Source organism: Nakamurella flava (assembly GCF_005298075.1).
Lineage (GTDB): Bacteria > Actinomycetota > Actinomycetes > Mycobacteriales > Nakamurellaceae > Nakamurella > Nakamurella flava.
The window spans coordinates 1901665-1920380 of record NZ_SZZH01000001.1 but is presented as its reverse complement, the minus strand read 5'-3'; the positions used below and the strand labels follow the sequence as shown (position 1 = coordinate 1920380).

Annotated in this window: 18 protein-coding genes and 1 pseudogene; 10 read left to right on the top strand and 9 right to left on the bottom strand. The window is 69.7% G+C overall.

From position 1 onward, the window contains the following. Positions 1-101 precede the first annotated feature (101 nt). The 6 genes and pseudogenes from FDO65_RS08630 to FDO65_RS08605 all read right to left on the bottom strand — a co-directional run bounded on the left by FDO65_RS08630 (position 102) and on the right by FDO65_RS08605 (position 4804). Positions 102-713: pseudogene (locus FDO65_RS08630) on the bottom strand (DUF5343 domain-containing protein). Between the two features lie 598 nt (positions 714-1311). After that, complete coding sequence (locus FDO65_RS08625) at positions 1312-1536, bottom strand: hypothetical protein (RefSeq protein ID WP_137448914.1); 225 nt, start codon at positions 1534-1536, stop codon at positions 1312-1314. 144 nt (positions 1537-1680) lie between these two features. Continuing rightward, positions 1681-2085: a type II toxin-antitoxin system VapC family toxin gene (locus tag FDO65_RS08620; protein WP_137448913.1), complete on the bottom strand. Its 405-nt coding sequence runs from the start codon at positions 2083-2085 to the stop codon at positions 1681-1683. Next, the gene (locus tag FDO65_RS08615; RefSeq protein ID WP_137448912.1) at positions 2082-2336 is read right to left on the bottom strand and encodes a type II toxin-antitoxin system VapB family antitoxin; all 255 of its coding nucleotides are present in this window, start codon (positions 2334-2336) and stop codon (positions 2082-2084) included. The genes FDO65_RS08620 and FDO65_RS08615 overlap by 4 nt, the downstream gene beginning before the upstream one ends. Before the next feature lie 150 nt (positions 2337-2486). Then, positions 2487-4202, bottom strand: a complete 1716-nt coding sequence (locus tag FDO65_RS08610) for a dihydroxyacetone kinase family protein (RefSeq protein ID WP_137448911.1) — start codon at positions 4200-4202, stop codon at positions 2487-2489. Positions 4203-4324: 122 nt separating this feature from the next. Continuing rightward, positions 4325-4804 carry a ribose-5-phosphate isomerase gene (locus FDO65_RS08605; RefSeq protein WP_137448910.1) on the bottom strand — a complete coding sequence of 160 codons (480 nt, stop codon included), beginning with the start codon at positions 4802-4804 and terminating at the stop codon, positions 4325-4327. A gap of 172 nt (positions 4805-4976) precedes the next feature. Between FDO65_RS08605 and FDO65_RS08600 the strand changes: the two genes are divergently transcribed. The 5 genes from FDO65_RS08600 (at position 4977) to FDO65_RS08580 (ending at position 9322) form a co-directional block, all read left to right on the top strand. Then, positions 4977-5771 (top strand): DeoR/GlpR family DNA-binding transcription regulator, encoded by a 795-nt coding sequence (locus FDO65_RS08600; protein WP_137448909.1) that lies wholly within the window; start codon positions 4977-4979, stop codon positions 5769-5771. A 68-nt stretch (positions 5772-5839) separates the two neighbouring features. After that, positions 5840-6775 (top strand): ABC transporter ATP-binding protein, encoded by a 936-nt coding sequence (locus FDO65_RS08595; RefSeq protein ID WP_137448908.1) that lies wholly within the window; start codon positions 5840-5842, stop codon positions 6773-6775. Further along, positions 6772-7566 (top strand): ABC transporter permease, encoded by a 795-nt coding sequence (locus FDO65_RS08590; protein WP_137448907.1) that lies wholly within the window; start codon positions 6772-6774, stop codon positions 7564-7566. The genes FDO65_RS08595 and FDO65_RS08590 overlap by 4 nt, the downstream gene beginning before the upstream one ends. A gap of 20 nt (positions 7567-7586) precedes the next feature. Beyond that, positions 7587-8711: a sensor histidine kinase gene (locus FDO65_RS08585; RefSeq protein WP_137448906.1), complete on the top strand. Its 1125-nt coding sequence runs from the start codon at positions 7587-7589 to the stop codon at positions 8709-8711. Next, positions 8708-9322 carry a response regulator transcription factor gene (locus FDO65_RS08580; RefSeq protein WP_137448905.1) on the top strand — a complete coding sequence of 205 codons (615 nt, stop codon included), beginning with the start codon at positions 8708-8710 and terminating at the stop codon, positions 9320-9322. The genes FDO65_RS08585 and FDO65_RS08580 overlap by 4 nt, the downstream gene beginning before the upstream one ends. 7 nt (positions 9323-9329) lie before the next feature. On the opposite strand, the gene FDO65_RS08575 is transcribed toward FDO65_RS08580, so the two are convergent. Both FDO65_RS08575 and FDO65_RS08570 read right to left on the bottom strand, forming a co-directional pair. Next, a complete protein-coding gene (locus FDO65_RS08575; RefSeq protein WP_137448904.1) occupies positions 9330-10412 on the bottom strand; it encodes an NADH:flavin oxidoreductase/NADH oxidase in 1083 nt (360 codons plus the stop codon). A gap of 68 nt (positions 10413-10480) precedes the next feature. Beyond that, positions 10481-11176, bottom strand: a complete 696-nt coding sequence (locus FDO65_RS08570) for a FadR/GntR family transcriptional regulator (RefSeq protein ID WP_137448903.1) — start codon at positions 11174-11176, stop codon at positions 10481-10483. A gap of 188 nt (positions 11177-11364) precedes the next feature. Between FDO65_RS08570 and FDO65_RS08565 the strand changes: the two genes are divergently transcribed. From FDO65_RS08565 to FDO65_RS08555, 3 genes are all read left to right on the top strand, one after another. Continuing rightward, the gene (locus FDO65_RS08565; RefSeq protein ID WP_137448902.1) at positions 11365-12768 is read left to right on the top strand and encodes an aspartate ammonia-lyase; all 1404 of its coding nucleotides are present in this window, start codon (positions 11365-11367) and stop codon (positions 12766-12768) included. Between the two features lie 98 nt (positions 12769-12866). After that, complete coding sequence (locus tag FDO65_RS08560; protein WP_420847533.1) at positions 12867-13784, top strand: asparaginase; 918 nt, start codon at positions 12867-12869, stop codon at positions 13782-13784. Positions 13785-13970: 186 nt separating this feature from the next. Continuing rightward, entirely contained in the window at positions 13971-15545 is a 1575-nt protein-coding gene (locus tag FDO65_RS08555) for an amino acid permease (RefSeq protein WP_137448900.1), read from the top strand. Between the two features lie 59 nt (positions 15546-15604). Here FDO65_RS08555 and FDO65_RS08550 read toward each other — a convergent pair whose 3' ends face one another. Continuing rightward, positions 15605-17245 (bottom strand): amidohydrolase, encoded by a 1641-nt coding sequence (locus tag FDO65_RS08550; protein WP_137448899.1) that lies wholly within the window; start codon positions 17243-17245, stop codon positions 15605-15607. An 88-nt stretch (positions 17246-17333) separates the two neighbouring features. On the opposite strand from FDO65_RS08550, the gene FDO65_RS08545 reads away from it, so the two are divergent. Both FDO65_RS08545 and FDO65_RS08540 read left to right on the top strand, forming a co-directional pair. Continuing rightward, positions 17334-17666 carry a TfoX/Sxy family protein gene (locus FDO65_RS08545; RefSeq protein ID WP_137448898.1) on the top strand — a complete coding sequence of 111 codons (333 nt, stop codon included), beginning with the start codon at positions 17334-17336 and terminating at the stop codon, positions 17664-17666. 84 nt (positions 17667-17750) lie between these two features. Next, the gene (locus FDO65_RS08540) at positions 17751-18695 is read left to right on the top strand and encodes a metallophosphoesterase (protein WP_137448897.1); all 945 of its coding nucleotides are present in this window, start codon (positions 17751-17753) and stop codon (positions 18693-18695) included. The last annotated feature ends 21 nt before the right edge of the window (positions 18696-18716 follow it).

Genomic DNA, 18716 nt, shown 5'->3' with positions numbered 1-18716 from the left:
CACTCGGGCTCGTCGGCTTGTCTCATAGCCGACTACCATCCCCCGTGCCTCGGTCTCGAACCGCGCCAACCTTCCTGCGAAGTCACTTAAGTCAGCGTCGCTCACTGCATCAGGTGTTTCTTAAGTGCGGCGAAGAATGCGTCGTAGAACTTTTCATCTGCATTCGACGGAAGCTCCAGCTGAATGTTCAGGTTTATTGCTGGAAGACCGGGTGTGAGGGTCACCATCGGGATACTTGTAGGCTTGATGGAAGTCTCGGTCGGAGCAACGTGGCCGTGGATGGTCTCCGCGACTTCGTTCGGTTCACCGAAGTCGGCAAGGGAGCAGAGCGCTTTGAAAGAGCCCACAACCCGGGCAACAGTGTCGGAACTGTAGTTTGAGTTCTGGCGAATAAGATTAGCAATTGCCTCATCGTCGCGACTGTCTGCATCCGGATAAACCTCGAAGAGGCTGGCATACCCTTTACGCGTGGCCTCGGCCGCTACTCGTTTGTGGTCGTTGCCCCGATATTCTTTCCAGTGAGAAGTTGGGACCCCGCTTGGGTCTACAAAGCCGATAGCTTTAAGAAGCCCAACCAATTAGCCATCATTGCTGCTCGTGAAGCCGATCGATTTCAAATAGGATGTAGTGACCTTTGCGGGCGTTGCCACCCTACGAATCTCAGAGAACAACTTTGGAATTGATTTCACACTTTTTGTGTACGGATAGTCCATTGCAGTCCCCCTCGTGAGTGTCTACAGTGCAGACCTCGGGAGCCTAGGGCAAGGATCGCATGATTTCAATGTGTTGGCTCAAAGAGGTGATGCTGAGCCGCAAACGGGGTGTCGAGTCTCAGGGTCGGGCATGCTAACCGATGCACGTTCTTGACACACACGGATGAACTCATGCAGGTTCGTGATACACGGATGCTGCATTGGGGCCCAGTGCATGTCTCAGGTCTTCCTGATCGGGTACGAACCCGTTTCAAGTACCGCGCGCAAGACCGTCACGAATATTGACAACGCATCCCGCGCTCTCGTACGCGGAATTCTGGTGCTATATGTGTCTCGGCAGCCGGCCGCTTGGTCCCCTTCCGAGCGACGACGAAGCAGAGTAAAGGACCGCGTCAACTGCGGCCGACAGGAAGTGACGCGTTCGTGTGTGCAGGTTGCGGTACCCCTCTGTTGAGGTCCGGCGGGGAAACGGCCCGCGCTTGGCGGTCAGCCGACCAGCTAAGTGGGAGCCGGTACCCCTCGGGACCACTAGTAGGTGCTAACGGATCGTCAGCGCTTCCAGCAGTAGAAGACGCAGTCGTCAAGCAGATCGAGCTAGTCACAGGCGCAGATGTACGGCCCGATGACGATCATCCGTACATCTGCATCCAGTCGGTGACATCACAGCCCGTTCAGGATCGAGACCACGCGCTCTCTGCTCGTCGACGCCTTCGGACACCTCGGCCAGCAGCTTGGTGACCAACAGTTTGGCCAGCTCGGCCGCGTTGGGTACATCGGTCGCGTCGATACCGGGCTCGCCGTCAATCACCAGCCCAACGGTCATCCGGCCTTTGGCTCCTCGTCGCCCCGACGTGGCCCCGCACCGCTCCGGAGTGCTCGATCGTGGCTGTCCGAGTCGGATCAACATTGATGTCAACGACCGGTTCGTCACCGAACGGCTCGCAGAGGTTGGGGCTGCCCGAGTGCATTAGCCCGGCACGGCGTCCACATCCGTCTGTGAGAAGTCGTCACCCTTGAACAGCAGCGGTGCGCCGCGGGACTTGGCGAGTGCGTAGCTGTAGCAGTCGCCGAGGTTGAGGCCAGCCGGGTGGCGTCCCTTCCCGAACCGTCGCCATGCGGCGAGCGCCACTGTCGACTGGACTGCGTCGAACGGCTCGACCGTGACGGACAGCCTCGTCAACAGCGCCTCGAGTTCCCGGGTTCCCTCCGGGCCATGGCGTGCCTCGACCACGATGCCCAGCTCGACGCGGGTCGTGGCGCTGATCAACAATTCGCCGCGATGGTGGACCAGAACAGCGGCGAACTGCTCGGCGTCCGGTTCACCCAGCACGACGGCCACGACGGCCGAGGTGTCAACGACGACCTGGGTCATGCCGGGATGCCGCTGTCGTCGTAGCCCAGCAGTTCTGCCTCGGGTCGGCCATCAAGGACTGCCCGGGCTCGCCCCCGGGCGATGACGTCACTGAGATCCACCGGTAGCGACTCCGCCCGTGCCCGCGCTCGGACCCGTTCGAGCCGTTCTTCCAACGCCCGCTTGGTCGCGGTGGTGATGGATTCGCCGGCGGCAGCAGCCAGCTCCCGGGCCAACCGATCGGTCTCCGGATCCTTGATGTTCAGTGCCATGGTTCCAGTATCCGTGGTGGAAAGGATGACGACAAGGAAGAACCATGGGCAGGTGCAGAGGAATGGGCGTTCGACGAAGAACGCAGACGTACGGAACCTTCGGGGGGATTCCGTACATCTGCGTCCGGTCGATGGCGCCAGCGGCTCAGGTCAGCTGAGCTCGCCGGCCACGGTGGTGGCGATCAGCGCGAAGGACACGGCACCGGGATCGGGCGTGCCGACGCTCCTCTCGCCGTGCGAGCGGGCCCGGCCGAGCTTGGCCACCAGCTGGGCGGTGTCCCTCGCAGCCTGGTCGGCGACCTGGGCGGCGTGGCCCCAGGCCTCGGACAGCGACAGCCCGGACTGCACGTCGGCGGCCAGGGTGTCGACGAACGGGACGACCGCGTCGATCATCGTCTTGTCGCCGACGGTGGCCTTGCCGAAGCCCATCACGACGTCGCGGGCCTCGCTCGCCGCGGCGACGACAGCAGCCGCGTCGACGGGCTTCTCGTCGCCCAGGGACTTGCCGAACGCCTGCAGCATCCGGCCCCAGATCACGCCGGACGTGCCGCCGCCCTGGTCGGACCAGGCGTCGCCGGCCTCGATCAGCACGCTGCCCGCACCGGCACCCGCCTCGGCGGCCGAACGGGCCGCGGCCGCACCGGCCTTGATGCCGCGCTGCATGCCGATGCCGTGGTCGCCGTCGCCGGCCACCGCGTCCAGCCGGCCCAGTTCGTCGGCGGCGGAGTCGATCGATCCGGCCGCGGAGCCGAGCAGCGCCGCGATGCGGCCGGCGCTCTCCTGGGACTCGGCGCTGGCCTGCCCGTAAGTCTTCTCCGCGGCGGCCTCGGTCTCGCTGACCGACACCTGTTCGCGGGCGGTGACGGAACCACGACGGAACGCCGGGGTGTCGGCCGGGGCCGTCCAGAGCCGCTCCAGGTCCTCGTCCAGCCACAGCAGGGTGAGCGAGCAGCCGGCCATGTCGAAGCTGGTGCAGAACTCCCCGACCTCGGGGTCGACGACCACGAGACCGGCTTCCTTGAGCAGCTTGTCGACCGTCCGGTAGACGACGAACAGCTCCTCGTACTTCACCGAGCCGAGGCCGTTGAGGATCGGTACGACGCGGGCGCCCTGCTTCTCGACCCCGGCGGGCACCTCCTCGAGCAGCCGGGAGACGAACAGCTCGGCCAGTGCGGCCGCGGTGGGCACAGCGGTCTCGTCGATGCCGGGTTCGCCGTGGATGCCCAGGCCGACGGCCATCCGGCCGGCCGGCACGGTGAACAGCGGCTCGGACTTGCCGGGCAGCGTGCAACCGTCGAAGGCGACGCCGAAGGAGCGGGTGCGGTCGTTGGCGTGCCGGGCGATGCGCTCGACCTCGTCGAGGTCGGCACCTTCCTCGGCGGCCGCACCAGCGATCTTGAAGACGGTGAGGTCGCCGGCGATGCCGCGGCGCTTGGAGATTTCGTCGACCGGTGCGCTCCAGATGTCGTCGGTGACGAGAACGGTGCGGCAGTCGATGCCCTCGGCCCGCAGCTGCTCCTCGGCGGCGGCGAAGTTCAGCACGTCACCGGCGTAGTTGCCGAAGGTGAACAGCACGCCGCGGCCCTCATTCGCGGCCTTGGCCACCGAGTGGGCGCGCTGGGTGGAGGGGGAGGCGAAGAGGTTGCCCATGGCCGCGCCGTGGGCCAGGCCGGGGCCGACCAGGCCGGCGAACGCCGGGTAGTGCCCGGACCCGCCACCGACGACGACCGCGACCTGCGGCTCGGGGGACCTGGTCGAGCGGACGACACCACCGGGCACGCCGCGGACCCAGCGTCCGGATGCGGCGATGAGGCCCTCGGTGAGTTCGTCGAGGAAGTCGTCGGGCTCGTTGAACAGACGCGTCACTGCGGTTCTCCTCGGTGAGATGGGTGGTGCGACTGGGGTGATCGGTCGGGCAGGGCAAAAGCCGAACGCGTCCGTCGCGGGAGGGCGACGGACGCGTTGGTTCAGTGCGAGGGGACGGTCACTCAGACGGCGGACAGCTCGGGCTCGTAGCTGCAGATCGCGGCGACCTTGTCGGCGGAGGCCGAGGTCGGGTCAAAGCGGTAGTCGAGCCACTCGCTGACCAGGCGGCGGGCCAGCTCCTGGCCGATGACCCGCTGGCCGAGGCACAGCACCTGGGCGTCGTTGGACAGCACGGACCGCTCGACGGAGAAGCTGTCGTGCGCGGTCACGGCGCGGATGCCGGGGACCTTGTTGGCGCTGATGGCGACGCCGAGGCCGGTGCCGCAGATCAGCAGGGCCCGGTCGGACTTACCCTCGGCGACCCGACGGGCGGCGCCGACGGCCACATGCGGGTACGCGGTGGAGTCCTCGAACGGGCCGTCCGTGACGACGTCGACGACCTCGGACACCCGCGGGTCGGCCAGCAGGTCCTTCTTCAGGGTCTCGCGGTAGGCCGTCCCGGCGTCGTCGCTACCGATGACGATACGAAGCTGGTCAGCCATGTCGATCTCCTCTGGTCGATGTCCCGAGAAGTACTCCTCGGTGTTAAGAACACAGTATCGGGCGTGAAGTTAACAGGCAAGATGTTAGGAGCGATATGTCGGTGGACTTTTAGACAACCCGAAGGCGACCAGAAAGGGACGGAAGCGACCGGTGAGGGACGACAATCAGGCGGTGACCACCAGCCGCCCCCTGGACCGCACCCAGCGGCAGGCCGAGATCGAGCGCCTGGTGGTCGACCACGGCAGCGTCAAGGCCGCCGATTTGGCCGAGCAGTTCGCGGTGAGCGTCATGACCATCCACCGCGACCTCGACGAGCTCGAGCGTCGCGGGGTGTTGCGCAAGTCCCGCGGCGGAGCCACCGCCCAGCCGTCCGGGGTATTCGAGGCCAGCGTCAACTACCGGCACAACGCCGCACTGGCGGAGAAGCAGGCGGTCGCGGCCCGGGCGGCCGAACTGGTGGAACCGGGCATGGCCATCGTGCTCGACGACTCGACCACCGTGCTGCAGATGGTGCCGCACCTGCGGGATGTCGCGCCGCTGCGCATCGCCACCAACTTCCTGGCCGCGATGAAGGAACTGGTGACCCTGGACAACGTCGGGCTGATGGCCCTGGGCGGTGACTACGACCCGCAGCACGACGCGTTCGTCGGGCTGATGTGTGAGGACGCCATCGCCTCGATCCGGGTCGATGCCACATTCCTGTCCACGTCGGCCATCTCGGGGCCCTACGTGTTCCATCAGGAACCTCGGGTGGTCTCGCTCAAGCAGGCCATGCTGCGCATCGCCAGCAAGCGCTACCTGCTGCTCGACCACACCAAGTTCGGCCGCATCGCCCTGCACAAACTCGGCGCGGTGGCCGACTTCGACGTCGTCTTCACCGATTCCCGCACCCCGCCCGAGCACCTGGCCGCGTTGTGTGAGCACGCCCGGGCGGTCGAGGTGGTGGAGGTGCCCGACCACCCCTGACGGATGTCATGGTCGGTCGATGACAGTCGGCCGAGGCACGGGCCCGCCGTTCGGCCGAAGCTCATCGCATGACTTCCACCGCACCGATCCAGGGCTCTGATTCCCTGGCCGCGCCGGACGGGGCCGCCGTCCGCCTGACCGGCGTCAGCAAGTCGTTCGGCACCGTCCGCGCCGTCCGTGACCTGAGCCTGCACATCGCTCCCGGCGAGGTCGTCGCCCTGCTCGGCCGCAATGGCGCCGGCAAGTCGACCACCATCGACATGCTGCTCGGGCTGACCACCCCGGACAGCGGCACCGCCCGGCTGTTCGGGGCGGCGCCGCAGCAGGCGGTGTCGGCCGGCCGGGTCGGGGCCATGCTGCAGGCCGGCGCGCTGCTGCCCGATCTCACCGTCCGCGAGTTGGTCCTGCTGTTCGCCGGCCTGCAGCCGCACCCGCTGCCGATCGGCGAGGTGCTGGAGCGGGCGGGCATCGCCGATCTGGCCAAGCGCAAGACCCAGAACCTGTCCGGTGGTCAGGCCCAGCGGGTCCGGTTCGCCCTGGCCCTCGTTCCCGACCCGGACCTCATCGTCCTCGACGAGCCGACCGTCGGCATGGATGTCGAGGTGCGCCGCGAGTTCTGGGCGGCCATGCGGTCTTTCGCCGCCCAGGGGCGCACGGTCCTGTTCGCCACCCACTACCTGCCGGAGGCCGACGACTTCGCCGACCGCATCGTCGTCGTCTCCGACGGGGCCGTGGTCGCCGACGGGACCGGCGCCCAGCTCAAGGCCGGGACGGTCGGCCGGACGGTCTCGGCGGTCGTCCCCGGGGCCGACCCGCAGAGCCTGGCGGATCTGCCCGGGGCCACCGCGGTCGAGCCGGTCGGCGGCCGCCTGTCGGTCCGCACCGCCAGCTCCGACGACACCCTGCGCGCCCTGCTGTCCCGCCACCCCGACGCCCACGACATCGAGGTCGTCCAGCCCACTCTCGAGGCCGCGTTCCTCACCCTGATCGGAGAACAGCGATGACCACCACCGTGCACCGCGAAAGCGCCACCGCCGCCCGCGGACCCGTCGCCATGACACTGCGGTTCAGTGCCCTGTCCGCCTGGGGAGCCGTCCGCAACCCCGCCTTCCTGGTCTTCACCGCGATCCTGCCGGTGGCGATGTACCTGCTGTTCAACAGCCTTTACGGCACCCAGGACGCGGGGGACGGTTCGACGCTCACCGCCGGGGCCTACCTGATGGTGTCGATGGCCTGTTACGGCGCGATCGGCGGCAGCCTCAACTCCGGCGCCCGGGTCGCCCTGGAACGGCAGGCCGGCTGGAACCGCCAGCTGCGGCTGTCGGCGTTGCCCGGCCCCGGCTACCTCGTCGGCAAGTGCGCGGTGGCCCTGCTGGTCGCGATCCCGCCCATCGTGCTGGTGTTCCTGCTCGGCGCGACCATCGGGCACGTCCAGCTGTCGGCGACGACCTGGCTGCTGACCGGGCTGGCCCTGTGGCTGTGCACCATCCCGTTCGCCGTCATCGGTCTGGCCATCGGCTCGATGGTCAAGCCCGACACCGTGCAGCCGGTGACGATGATCTTCTACCTGGGGTTGTCCATCCTCGGTGGCCTGTGGGTGCCGGTCACCCAGTTCTCGGCCACGTTCCAGCAGCTGGCCGAGTACACCCCGGCCTACTGGGTCGCCGACATCGGCCGCACCGTGCTGGCCGGCGGCGGGGTCCCGCTGCAGGGCATCGGCGTGCTGGCCGCCTGGACCGTGGGGCTCGGGGCGATCGGCGTGGCCGCCTATCGGCGCAGCGGCAAGCGGTCCTGAGGACAGGGGAGAATCCGACCATGACGCAGGCCAGGACGACCGCGCTGCTCGAACGCACGGGATGGCGCTGGACCCCCGGGTCCAGGGAGTGGGTCTTCGGGTCCCTGGTCGCCCTGGTCTTCCCGGTCTTCTACCTCACCGGGGTCTGGCAGGCGGTGGCCCCGGTGTCGACCAAGGTCGTCGCCACCGTTCTGATGGTGGTCGCGATGGTCTGGTACGCCATCGGTCCGGCCGGCCTGGTGCACGACGGCCTGCCGACCCGCACGGCCGCCGGATACGTCGCGGTGACCGCCCTGCTGTTCGGGGTGCAGATGCTCGTCATCGGCCCCGGCGCCGCGTCGATGCTGATCTTCCCGTCGGTCGCCGGGGGACTGCTGCTGCCCCGGAAGTGGTCGCTGACGGTGGCTTTCGCGGTCGCGGCGGTCATCGTCGGCACCTCGTGGTCGTCGCCGGACGGCGCGAGCTGGGAGCTCGCCGGGGTCCAGATCGCGGTCACCCTGTGGATGATGGGGTTCGCCGGCAACATCCGGCTGACCCGCGAGCTGTACGCCACGCGGGAGCAGCTGGCCCGCACCGCGGTGGCCGCCGAGCGCGAACGCATCGGCCGCGACCTGCACGACATCCTCGGCCACTCGCTCACCGCGATCAGCGTCAAAGCCGGGCTGGCCCGCAAGCTGGTGCCCATCGCCCCGGAACGGGCCACGGCCGAACTGACCGAGATCGAGGACCTGGCCCGCAGCGCGATCAAGGACGTGCGGGCCACCGCCCAGGGCGTCCGCGCGGTGACCCTGGCCGGCGAACTGGCCGTCGCCCGGGCGGTCCTGGACTCGGCCGGGGTCGCCGCCGACCTCCCGTCCGCGGTGGACAACGTCCGGGCCGACGGCCGGGAGTTGTTCGGCTTCGTGGTGCGCGAGGCGGTGACCAACGTCGTGCGCCACGCCCAGGCGTCCGCGTGCCGGATCGATCTGGGCCCCAACTGGGTTGAGATCGCCGACGACGGGCGGGGTCTGGACGAACGGAGCGCGACGGGATCGGGACTGGCCGGGTTGGACGGCCGGCTGACCGAAGCGGGTGGACGGCTCACGGTGGCCCGCCGTGAACCCCGCGGCACCGTGGTCCGCGCCGAGCTGGCGGCGGCCCGGTGAGCACGCCGATCCGGGTGCTGCTGGCCGACGACCAGGCGCTCATCCGCGGCGCCCTGGCGGCGCTGCTGGAACTCGAACCCGATCTGCAGGTGGTCGCCTCGGTCGGCACCGGCGACGACGCGGTGGCCTTCGCGGTCGAGCTGCAGCCCGACGTCGCCCTGCTGGACGTGCAGATGCCCGGCCTGGACGGTCTCAGTGCCACCGCGGCCATCCGTGCTCAGGTGCCGACCTGCCGGGTGCTGATCGTGACGACGTTCGGCCGGCCCGGCTACCTGCGTCGGGCGCTGGAGGCCGGGGCGTCCGGACTGCTGGTCAAGGACGCCAGCCCCGATCTGCTGGCCGACGCGGTCCGCCGGGTGCACTCGGGCCTGCGGGTCATCGACCCGGAGCTGGCGGCCGAGTCGATGACCGTCGGCGCGTCACCGCTCTCCGGTCGGGAACGGGACGTGCTGCTGGCCGCCCGGGACGGCGCCCCGGTCAGCGACATCGCGCAGCGGCTGTTCCTGTCCGAAGGCACCGTCCGCAACCATCTCTCGGCCGCGATCGGCAAGACCTCGGCCCACACCCGGGCCGAGGCGGTCCGGGTGGCCGACGAGAACGGCTGGCTGTGACCACGCCTCAGTGGGCCCGGCGGTAGGCGCCCCGCTCGTACTGCTTCGGCAAGGGGTCCTTCGTGGCCGGCAGGCCCAGCTCGAAGGCGGCGCGCACCGGCCAGCTCGGCTCGCGCAGAGCGGCCCGGGCCAGTAGTACGACGTCGGCCGAGCCCTCGTCCAGGACCTGCTGGGCCTGGGCCGGCTCGGTGATCAGACCCACCGCCCCGGTGGGGATCTCGGCCTTGGTCCGGACGTCCCGGGCGAACGGCACCTGGTAGCCGGGACCCACGGTGATCTGCTGGGCCGGGTCCAGGCCACCGGAGGAGACGTCGATCAGGTCGACGCCACGCTCCCGCAGCCGTTCGCCCAGCTCCACGCTCTGGGCGACGTCCCAGCCGCCGTCGACCCAGTCGGTGGCCGAGATGCGGACCACCACCGGGCCGGTCCAGCGGGCCCGTACCGCGTCGACGACCTCCAGCACCAGCCGGCTCCGGTTCTCGAACGAACCGCCGTAGCCGTCGGTGCGCTGGTTGGCCAGCGGGGACAGGAACTCGTGCAGCAAATACCCGTGGGCGGCGTGGATCTCGACGGCGTCGAAGCCGGCGGCCGCGGCCCGATCGGCGGCGTCGGCGAAACCGGTCACCACGTCCGCGATCTGGTCGACGGTCAGCTCGGCCGGCTGGGCGTAGTCGCCGAACGCCAGCGGCGAGGGGCCCTGCGGGGTCCAGCCGCCCTGGTCGACCGGCACGGTTCCGCTGCCCAGCCACGCCGTGTAGGTGGAGGACTTGCGGCCGGCATGGGCCAACTGCACGCCGATCGCGGCGTCCTGGGCGTGGACGAAGTCGACGATGCGGCGCCAGGCGGCGACCTGCTCGTCGTTCCACAGGCCGGTGTCCTGCGGGCTGATCCGACCCTCGGGCAGCACCGCGGTGGCCTCGGTGAACAGCAGGCCGAACCCGCCGACCGCGCGGGCGCCCAGGTGCACCAGGTGCCAGTCGGTGGGTACACCGTCCTGCTTTTCCACGCTGTACTGGCACATGGGGGAGAGCCAGATGCGGTTCTTGACGGTGAGACCGCCGACGGTGATCGGATCGAACAAGGAAGTCATGTACGGGTCGAACGTCCACCGGGGTCAGGCATTCCGTCATCCGGTGGCTGTGTGACCGTGACCACGCCTCAGCCGCGCAGCCGCTCCAACGCCTCGCGGACCCGATCCAGGTGCTCGGCCATGGCGGCCTCCGCGCGGTCGGCGTCCCCGGCCTCGATGGCGGTGACGATGGCCGCGTGCTCGGTGTTGGCGGCGTCCCGGCGGCGGGCGACCAGGTTGAGCGTCTCGGACTGCCGCAGCAGTGCGGCGCGCATGGTGGCCTGCCAGGCGGCGATCAGCCGGTTGTTGCCGGCCCGCGCAATGGCGGCGTGGAATTCGCCGTCGAGCTTGACCCAGCGCGGGGGATCGGTGACCCGGTTCATCTCGTCGGCCAGCCGGCGGATCTCGGCGCGGACGGCTTCGCTGCCGTGCCGTGCGGCGAGCCCGGCGGCCGGGATCTCGACGTGCGGCCGGGCCTCGGCGATCTCGCGACTGGAGAACTCGCCCACCGTCAGGTCGGTGGCGACGTGGTCGGCGATGACGAACGTGCCGCGTCCGGTCTGGGTGCGGGTCAGTCCCAGGGTCTCGCAGGACCGCAGGGCCTCCCGCACGACCGAGCGGCTGACGCCGTACCGGGCGGCCAGGGCGGCCTCGGACGGCAGGCGGGTGCCGACGGCCAGTTCGCCCTTCTCGATGGCGTTCCGGAGGTCGGCGAGCACGGCTTCGGCGGCCGACACCCGGGCGAACTCGGGCCGTCCGCTTGTCCAGCTGTCCGACGGGTCCATGCGTGCAGAGTAGCCGAGAGACCGGCCCAAAGCCCTCTGACCTGGGGAGACTCGAAAGAGTGTGACGGGGCGCACCAAGGCGTTGACGCACTCTCACGGTTCTCTTATGGTTCACCTGTCAGACAGCTGGACAGCAAGACCACTTGACAGCCTGGACCGATCCGCAGGCCCACCGCCGGGAAGGTGACATGACCACCACGCGTTCCGAGCACGACCTGCTGGGCGACCTCGAGGTCCCCGCCGAGGCCTACTACGGGGTCCACACCGCCCGCGCGGTGGACAACTTCCCGATCTCGGGGATCCGGCTCGGCATCTACCCCTCGTTCGTCAACGCCCTGGCCGCCGTCAAGCAGGCCGCCGCCACCGCCAACAAGGCGATCGGCGTCCTCGACCCGGCCAAGGCCGACGCGATCATCGCGGCGGCGGAGGAGATCCGGGCGGGCCGGTTGCACGACGAATTCGTCGTCGACATGATCCAGGGCGGCGCCGGCACGTCGACCAACATGAACGCCAACGAGGTCCTGGCCAACCGGGGCCTGGAGCTTCTGGGGTACGAGCGTGGGGATTACGCCCACCTGCACCCGCTGCAGGACGTCAACCTCGGTCAGAGCACCAACGACGTGTACCCGACCGCGGTCAACATCGCCCTCGACGCGTATGTCGTCCGCCTCGACTCGGCGCTCGGCGTGCTGGTCGAATCGTTCGCCCGCAAGGGGCAGGAGTTCGCCGATGTCGTCAAGATGGGGCGGACCCAGCTGCAGGACGCCGTCCCCATGACGCTGGGCCGTGAGTTCGCAGCCTTCGCCGCCACGCTCACCGAGGACCGGCAGCGGCTGCGCGAGGCGCGGCTGCTGCTGCACGAGATCAACCTCGGCGGAACCGCGATCGGCACCGAGCTGAACGCGCACCCCGAGTACCGCGCCCGGGCGCTGGCCGAGCTGCGCGCGATCACCGGCATCGAAACCCTCGTCTCGGCCACCGATCTCGTCGAGGCCACCTCGGACGTCGGGCACTTCGTCCAGCTGTCCGGTGTGCTCAAGCGGGTCGCCGTCAAGCTGTCCAAGATCTGCAACGACCTGCGGCTGCTGTCGTCCGGTCCGCGGGCCGGGTTCAACGAGATCGTGCTGCCCGCCCGGCAGGCCGGATCGTCGATCATGCCGGGCAAGGTCAACCCGGTCATCCCGGAGGTCGTCAACCAGGTCGCCTTCGAGGTCATCGGCAACGACGTCACCGTCACGCTGGCCGCCGAGGGCGGGCAGCTGCAGCTCAACGCGTTCGAGCCGATCATCGCCCACTCGCTGTTCGCCAGCCTCCAGCACCTGGCCCGCGCGGCCGTCGTGCTGGCCGAGAAGTGCGTCGACGGCATTACCGCCAACGCCGACCTGCTGCGCTCCCGGGTCGCCGACTCCATCGGCCTGGTCACCGCACTCAGCCCGGTCATCGGCTACGAGAACGCCACCGCGGTCGCCCAGGAGGCACTGCTGTCCGGTCGCGGGGTGGCCGAGATCGTCGAGTCCCGCGGTCTGCTTGACCGTGCGGCCATCGACGCCCTGCTCGACGCAGCCGTCCGCCCCGTGCCGGCGAGCCAGTGAGCGCCACCACCGACTCCTCCCGGGCCGGCGCCCCGACTGCCGGCCCGGGAGGCCCCCACTCCGCGGGCGCTCCGAGTGGTGACGTCGAACTCGTCCGGGTGCACCGTTCCGGGGTGCACGAGAACAGCCACTACGGCGCGCTCGTCATCCTGGACGCGGACGGCACCGTGCTCGACCAGGTCGGCGACGTCAGCCGACCGGTGTTCCACCGCTCCTGCGCCAAGCCGTTCCAGGCGACCGCCATGCTCGAAACCGGTCTGACGCTCGACGGCGGCGACCTTGCGGTGGCCGCGGCGTCGCACGCGGGCGAGGCGGGTCACGTCGAGCGGATCCTCGGGATCCTCGCCGGTGGCGGGCTGTCCGAGGACGACCTGGGCTGTCCGGCGGACCGGCCGGAAGACGAGAGCGCCCGTGACGCGGCGGTTCTCGCCGGCGTACCCAGCCGCAAGCTGCTGATGAACTGCTCGGGCAAGCACGCGGCGATGCTGCGCACCTGCCTGGTCAAGGGCTGGCCGACCGTCGGGTACCTGGCCGTCGACCACCCGTTGCAGATCGCGGTCCGTGCGACCGTCACCCGGCTGACCGGTGCCGAGCCGTCGGCGGTCGGGGTGGACGGGTGTGGCGCGCCGGTGTTCGCCACGGACCTGGTCGCGCTGGCCCGCGGCTTCGCCGCGCTGGTCACCGGTCCAGTCGGGTCGCCGGAACGACGGGTGGCCGACGCCATGCGGGCGCACCCCTGGTTGGTGGGCGGCACCCACTCACCCGACACCCAGGTGATGACCGCGGTGCCCGGCATCCTGGTCAAGCTCGGCGCCGACGGGGTGCAGGCTTTCGCCCTGCCCGACGGTCGCGCCGCCGCGTTCAAGATCTCCGACGGCGCGCACCGCGCCCGGTTGCCCTTGATCAAGGCCGCACTCGGCCGGCTCGGCATCGATGTCGACCTGCCCGCGGACGTCGTACTGGGCGGTGGTCGCCCCGTCGGGGCGGCCACGGTCGTACCGCACCTGTTCTCCTGACTTCCTGATCCGAACCCCTCTGGTTCCACGCGTCACTGCGGCAGCGACCCACCCCCGGGAAAGCCGCAGCTGCCCCCACCGCGCCGTCGCGGGAGGCCATCGGTGATCCACCGGTGGGCTGCCTGACGGCGCCCACCCGCCCGGATCGCCCGTCCCGTTCCCCCCGTCCCGCGAAAGGGTCATTCCATGACGACGTCCACCGGTCCTGCCGGGCCCACCGGACCCGGCGAGCACCACCGCTACCACCAGCCGTCGCCGCAGGCGACCGAAACCCACCTCAAGGAGATCTTCTCCGAGGAGGAAGCGGGTTACCACAAGGGCCTCAAGGCCCGGCAGATCCAGATGATCGCCATCGGCGGCGCGATCGGTACCGGCCTGTTCCTCGGGGCCGGCGGTCGGCTCGCGCAGGCCGGGCCGGCGCTCGTGTTCATCTACGCGATCTGCGGCTTCTTCGGTTTCCTCGTGCTGCGGGCCATGGGCGAGCTCGTGCTGCACCGGCCGTCGTCGGGCTCGTTCGTCTCGTACGCCCGCGAGTTCTTCGGCGAGAAGGCCGCTTTCACCGCCGGGTGGCTGTACTGGCTGAACTGGGCGATGACCTCCATCGTCGACGTCACCGCCGTGGCGCTCTACATGAAGTTCTTCGGCAAGTACTCCACCTTCATCAACTCGGTGCCGCAGTGGGTGTGGGCGCTGCTCGGCCTGGTGATCGTGCTGAGCCTGAACCTGGTCTCGGTCAAGGTGTTCGGTGAGATGGAGTTCTGGTTCGCGCTCATCAAGGTGGCGGCGCTGGTCGCCTTCCTGCTCGTGGGCACCTACTTCGTCATCTTCGGCACGCCGATCGAGGGCCAGCAGGTGGGCTTCTCGCTGATCACCGACAACGGCGGCTGGCTGCCCAACGGCATCCTGCCCGCGTTCGTGATCATCCAGGGCGTCGTCTTCGCCTACGCCGCCATCGAACTGATCGGGACGACGGCGGGGGAGACCGAGAACCCCGAGAAGGTCATGCCCAAGGCGATCAACACGGTCATCTGGCGGATCGCGCTGTTCTACGTCGGGTCCGTGCTGTTGCTGGTGCTCTTGCTGCCCTACAACGCCTATCAGGCCGGGGTCTCGCCGTTCGTCACGTTCTTCTCGTCGATCGGCATCAACGGCGTCGACGTCATCATGAACCTGGTCGTCCTGACCGCGGCGCTCTCGTCGCTCAACGCCGGCCTGTACTCGACCGGCCGCATCCTGCACTCGATGTCCAAGGCCGGGTCGGCACCGAAGTACGCGGGCCGCATGAACAAGGCCGGCGTGCCCTACGGCGGCATCGCCATCACCGCCGTCGTGACCCTGCTCGGGGTGGGGCTGAACGCGATCGTGCCGTCCGAGGCGTTCGAGATCGTGCTGAACGTGGCCTCGATCGGCATCCTGGCCAGCTGGGCCACCATCATGCTGTGTCAGATCCGCCTCAAGCAGTGGGCCGACAAGGGCCTGCTGGAGCGGCCGTCGTTCCGGCTGTTCGGGGCGCCGTTCACCTCGTACCTGACGCTGGCGTTCCTGCTCGCGGTGCTCGTGCTGATCGGCTTCGACTACCCGGTCGGTACCTACACCATCGGCTCGCTGGTCATCATCGTGCCGCTGCTGGTCCTCGGCTGGTTCCTGTGCCGCGACCGCATCACCGCGATCGCCGAGGAGCGCTCCGGGTTCACCGGTGCGTACCCGATCGTCGCGAACCGTCCGCTGGCCGACCAGGCCAAGCGGGAGTCGGAGGACTGACCACAGCGTCCTCCTGAGCACCCGGCCCGTCGGAGAAACCCTCCGGCGGGCCGGCGGCGTCACGAGCCTGTCGGGGTGCTCGCCTCGGCGTCGTACGCCAGCCGCCCGGCCAGCCAGGTCTGGACCACCCGGGTGGCTGCGATGTCAGCGACCGGAACGGTGAACACGTCCCGGTCGAGGATCACGAAGCTGCCCTCGTATCCGGGCGCTATCAGGCCGACGTCTTGCAGGGGAGCGAGGGTGCGGGCGCGCCCCGTGTACAGCAGCAGGGCCTGCGGCACCGTCACCGCCTGCGGCTGGCCGATGTCGGTGCCGTCGTGGGCCCGACGGCTTACGGCCGCCTGCACCGAGAGGAAGACGTTGTCGGCGTCCGCCCAGGCGGTGGCCGGAACGTCGGACGCCAGCGCGGCATCCCCGACCTGTTCGAAGAAGGAGCGCAGCGGGTAGGCGATGGCGAATTGTTCGGTGTCGAGATTGTCGCGATAGGCGTCGATCTCGGCATACAGGAAGATGGCGTGGCTGACGACGCCGAATCGCATCCGGCCGGCCGTGAGGCGGTCGAGCATGGCGGGGGAGAACAGGGTGGCGTGTTCGATGCGGATCGACGGCATCCCGGTCAGCCAGGGCTCGACGTCGGCGAACAGATCGAGGACGTGCGAGATGGCGGCATCCCCCATGGCGTGAATGGCCACCTGCAACCGGTTGCGACGAGCCCAGGCGACCGCGGCGTGCAGGTCGGCATCAGACGCGGTGCGCAGTCCGTGATCGCAGGACCCGGGGTAGGGGCGTTCCGTCCAGGCCGTGCGGTTGGAATAGGCGCCGTCCAGGAACAGCTTGGCTCCGGCGATCTGCATCCGGCCGGCCCGCTGGTCCGCGCCGATCTCCTGCAGTCCGGCCGCGACGATCTCTGGCCACGGGTAGTACAGGGCGCACTGCACCGACAGGCCGCGGTCCTCGGCCGCGCGGAAGGTGGCCAACGGCTCCGGGACCATGGTGGCCCACAGGTCGGCCACGCCGACGATCCCCCGGGACAGGAAGTGACAGTCGAGTCCGGCCAGATCCTGGGCACGGTCCGCCGAGCTTCGTGGCGGGACGACCCGGGCCACCGCGGCGGTCGCCGCCGACTCGATGAGCCGGCCATCGGGGCGGCCGGCGGCGTCGCGCCCGAAACGGGCTCCGGGCGGGTCCGGGGTGGCGGCGGTGATCCCGGCCAGTTCCAGGGCCCGGTGGTTCGCGGCCGCCGAGTGCCCGTCGCATCGGCGGACGAAGACCGGCTGGTCCGGGCTGACCTGATCGAGATCGTCGGCCGTCGGTCCGCGCCTCTCCGGGTACGCCGACTCGTCGTAACCGAATCCCTCGATCCAGACGTCGGGTCCCTGCCCGATCCCGCTGTTTCCCCGCAGGTGCTCCACCAGCCCCCGCAGCGAGGTCACGGCGGGCGGGAAGCACAGCGTCGAGTCCGCCAGCGCCGCGAGGAACGCCGGATGACTGTGGACGTCGAGCAGCCCCGGCAGCACCGTCGCCCCGCCGAGGTCGACGATCTCGCAGTCATCGGGTCGGTCGGCCATCACCTCCGCCGTCGCGCCCACGCGATCGAACCGGCCCGCAGTGACGCGAAAGGCCGCTGCCCAGTCGTCCTCTCCGGTCCCGGTGAAGACGCGCGCATTGAGAAAGATCCGGGTCGGCTCGGAGTGCGGCACGCCCAGACCCTAGAAGGACCGGCGGAACCGGTCACCGCGGCCCCGCCATCCCGGCCGAATGCTGGTGTCCGGGGCGATACTGCAGTTCATGGCCTACGACCTGGAACTGGCCGAGCGCATCCGGGAGCTCCTCGAGGGCGAGCCCGCGATCACGGAGAAGAAGATGTTCGGCGGGCTGGCGTTCCTCGTCCACGGCCGCATGGCCATGGCGGTGAGTGGCCGGGGCGGACTGCTGCTGCGGGTTCCCCCGGAGGACACCGAGAAGTACGCGGCCGAGCCCGGAATGGAGCCCATGGTGATGCGTGGCCGCGAGCTGGTCGGCTGGATGGACGTCGCCCCCAGCGCCATCGCCGACCCAACGGCGCTGCAACGGTACGTCCGCGTCGGTCTCGACCATGCGCGGTCGCTCCCGCCTCCCTGACCGGTTGCCCCGACCCGGTGGACACGACCCGCCGGTGGGACATCACGGACGATGCGCCGGCTGCGGTGTGGTCCACTGCCCGGCATGACCGCGTACCCACCGCGACCAGCGCCCCCGGCGCTCCGCTCCGCGGAGCCGGAGGCCGTCGCTGGATCGACCGGCCGCGTGGCGGTCATCGGGGATGTGGGCGGCCACGCGGACGAACTGCGGCATGCCCTCATCGATCTGGGATTCGACGAACGGACCGGGCGGCTCCCCGACGACCTCACCGTCATCCAGGTCGGCGACCTCATCCACCGGGGGCCGGACAGCCCGGGCGCCATCGCCCTGGTCGACCGCATCCAGCTCGCCCAACCCGAGCAGTGGATCCAGTTGGCCGGCAACCACGAGGCCCAGTACCTGGCCCCACCGATGTTCCACTGGCCCGAGCGCCTCGACGAGGACGACATCGAAACGATCTACGGCTGGTGGCACTCCGGGCGCATGGGCGTCGCGGCCGCCGTCGCCACACCGGACGGCGACTGGCTCATCACCCACGCCGGCTTGACAGAAGGATTCTGGCGGCACCTGCTGGGGCTGCCCGCCGACGCCACCGCGGCAGCTGCCGCCCTCAACGGACTGGTGCGGGGTTTGCGCCACTCGTCGCTCTTCCGGCCCGGGGTGATGCTCACCGGGGAGGTCGACCCGTCCGCCGGTCCCTTCTGGGCCTCGGCGCCCGACGAGCTGCTGCCGTCGTGGGCCGCCAGCTCCGCTCCGGCCCCTTTCCATCAGGTCCACGGCCACAGCAGTACCGTCGACTTCACCACCGGACGGCAGTACCGCAGCGACCTGACCGACCGACCGGGCATCGTCACCGTGGAGGACCCGGTGCGGCGGCACGTCACCACCGAGATCGGTGGCCGGCGGATCATCGGGGTGGATCCCGGCCACGGACGGCGGCCGGCCCCCAGCTGGGCACCCCTGGTCCTCACGGACGCCCGGATCACCACCCGGCCCCGACGGCCCCGGTCGGGTGTCCCAAGACGGTGAAGGATTCGCGATCCGAGGGCT

Excerpts from the sequence above, each read along its gene's own strand:
- FDO65_RS08595 (WP_137448908.1), top strand. The coding sequence starts at position 5,840 with ATGACTTCCACCGCACCGATCCAGGGCTCTGATTCCCTGGCCGCGCCG.
- FDO65_RS08575 (WP_137448904.1), bottom strand. The coding sequence starts at position 10,412 with ATGACTTCCTTGTTCGATCCGATCACCGTCGGCGGTCTCACCGTCAAG.
- FDO65_RS08615 (WP_137448912.1), bottom strand. The coding sequence starts at position 2,336 with ATGGCACTGAACATCAAGGATCCGGAGACCGATCGGTTGGCCCGGGAG.
- FDO65_RS08540 (WP_137448897.1), top strand. The coding sequence starts at position 17,751 with ATGACCGCGTACCCACCGCGACCAGCGCCCCCGGCGCTCCGCTCCGCG.
- FDO65_RS08545 (WP_137448898.1), top strand. The coding sequence starts at position 17,334 with ATGGCCTACGACCTGGAACTGGCCGAGCGCATCCGGGAGCTCCTCGAG.
- FDO65_RS08570 (WP_137448903.1), bottom strand. The coding sequence starts at position 11,176 with ATGGACCCGTCGGACAGCTGGACAAGCGGACGGCCCGAGTTCGCCCGG.
- FDO65_RS08565 (WP_137448902.1), top strand. The coding sequence starts at position 11,365 with ATGACCACCACGCGTTCCGAGCACGACCTGCTGGGCGACCTCGAGGTC.
- FDO65_RS08620 (WP_137448913.1), bottom strand. The coding sequence starts at position 2,085 with ATGACCCAGGTCGTCGTTGACACCTCGGCCGTCGTGGCCGTCGTGCTG.
- FDO65_RS08605 (WP_137448910.1), bottom strand. The coding sequence starts at position 4,804 with ATGGCTGACCAGCTTCGTATCGTCATCGGTAGCGACGACGCCGGGACG.
- FDO65_RS08555 (WP_137448900.1), top strand. The coding sequence starts at position 13,971 with ATGACGACGTCCACCGGTCCTGCCGGGCCCACCGGACCCGGCGAGCAC.
- FDO65_RS08625 (WP_137448914.1), bottom strand. The coding sequence starts at position 1,536 with ATGACCGTTGGGCTGGTGATTGACGGCGAGCCCGGTATCGACGCGACC.
- FDO65_RS08585 (WP_137448906.1), top strand. The coding sequence starts at position 7,587 with ATGACGCAGGCCAGGACGACCGCGCTGCTCGAACGCACGGGATGGCGC.
- FDO65_RS08590 (WP_137448907.1), top strand. The coding sequence starts at position 6,772 with ATGACCACCACCGTGCACCGCGAAAGCGCCACCGCCGCCCGCGGACCC.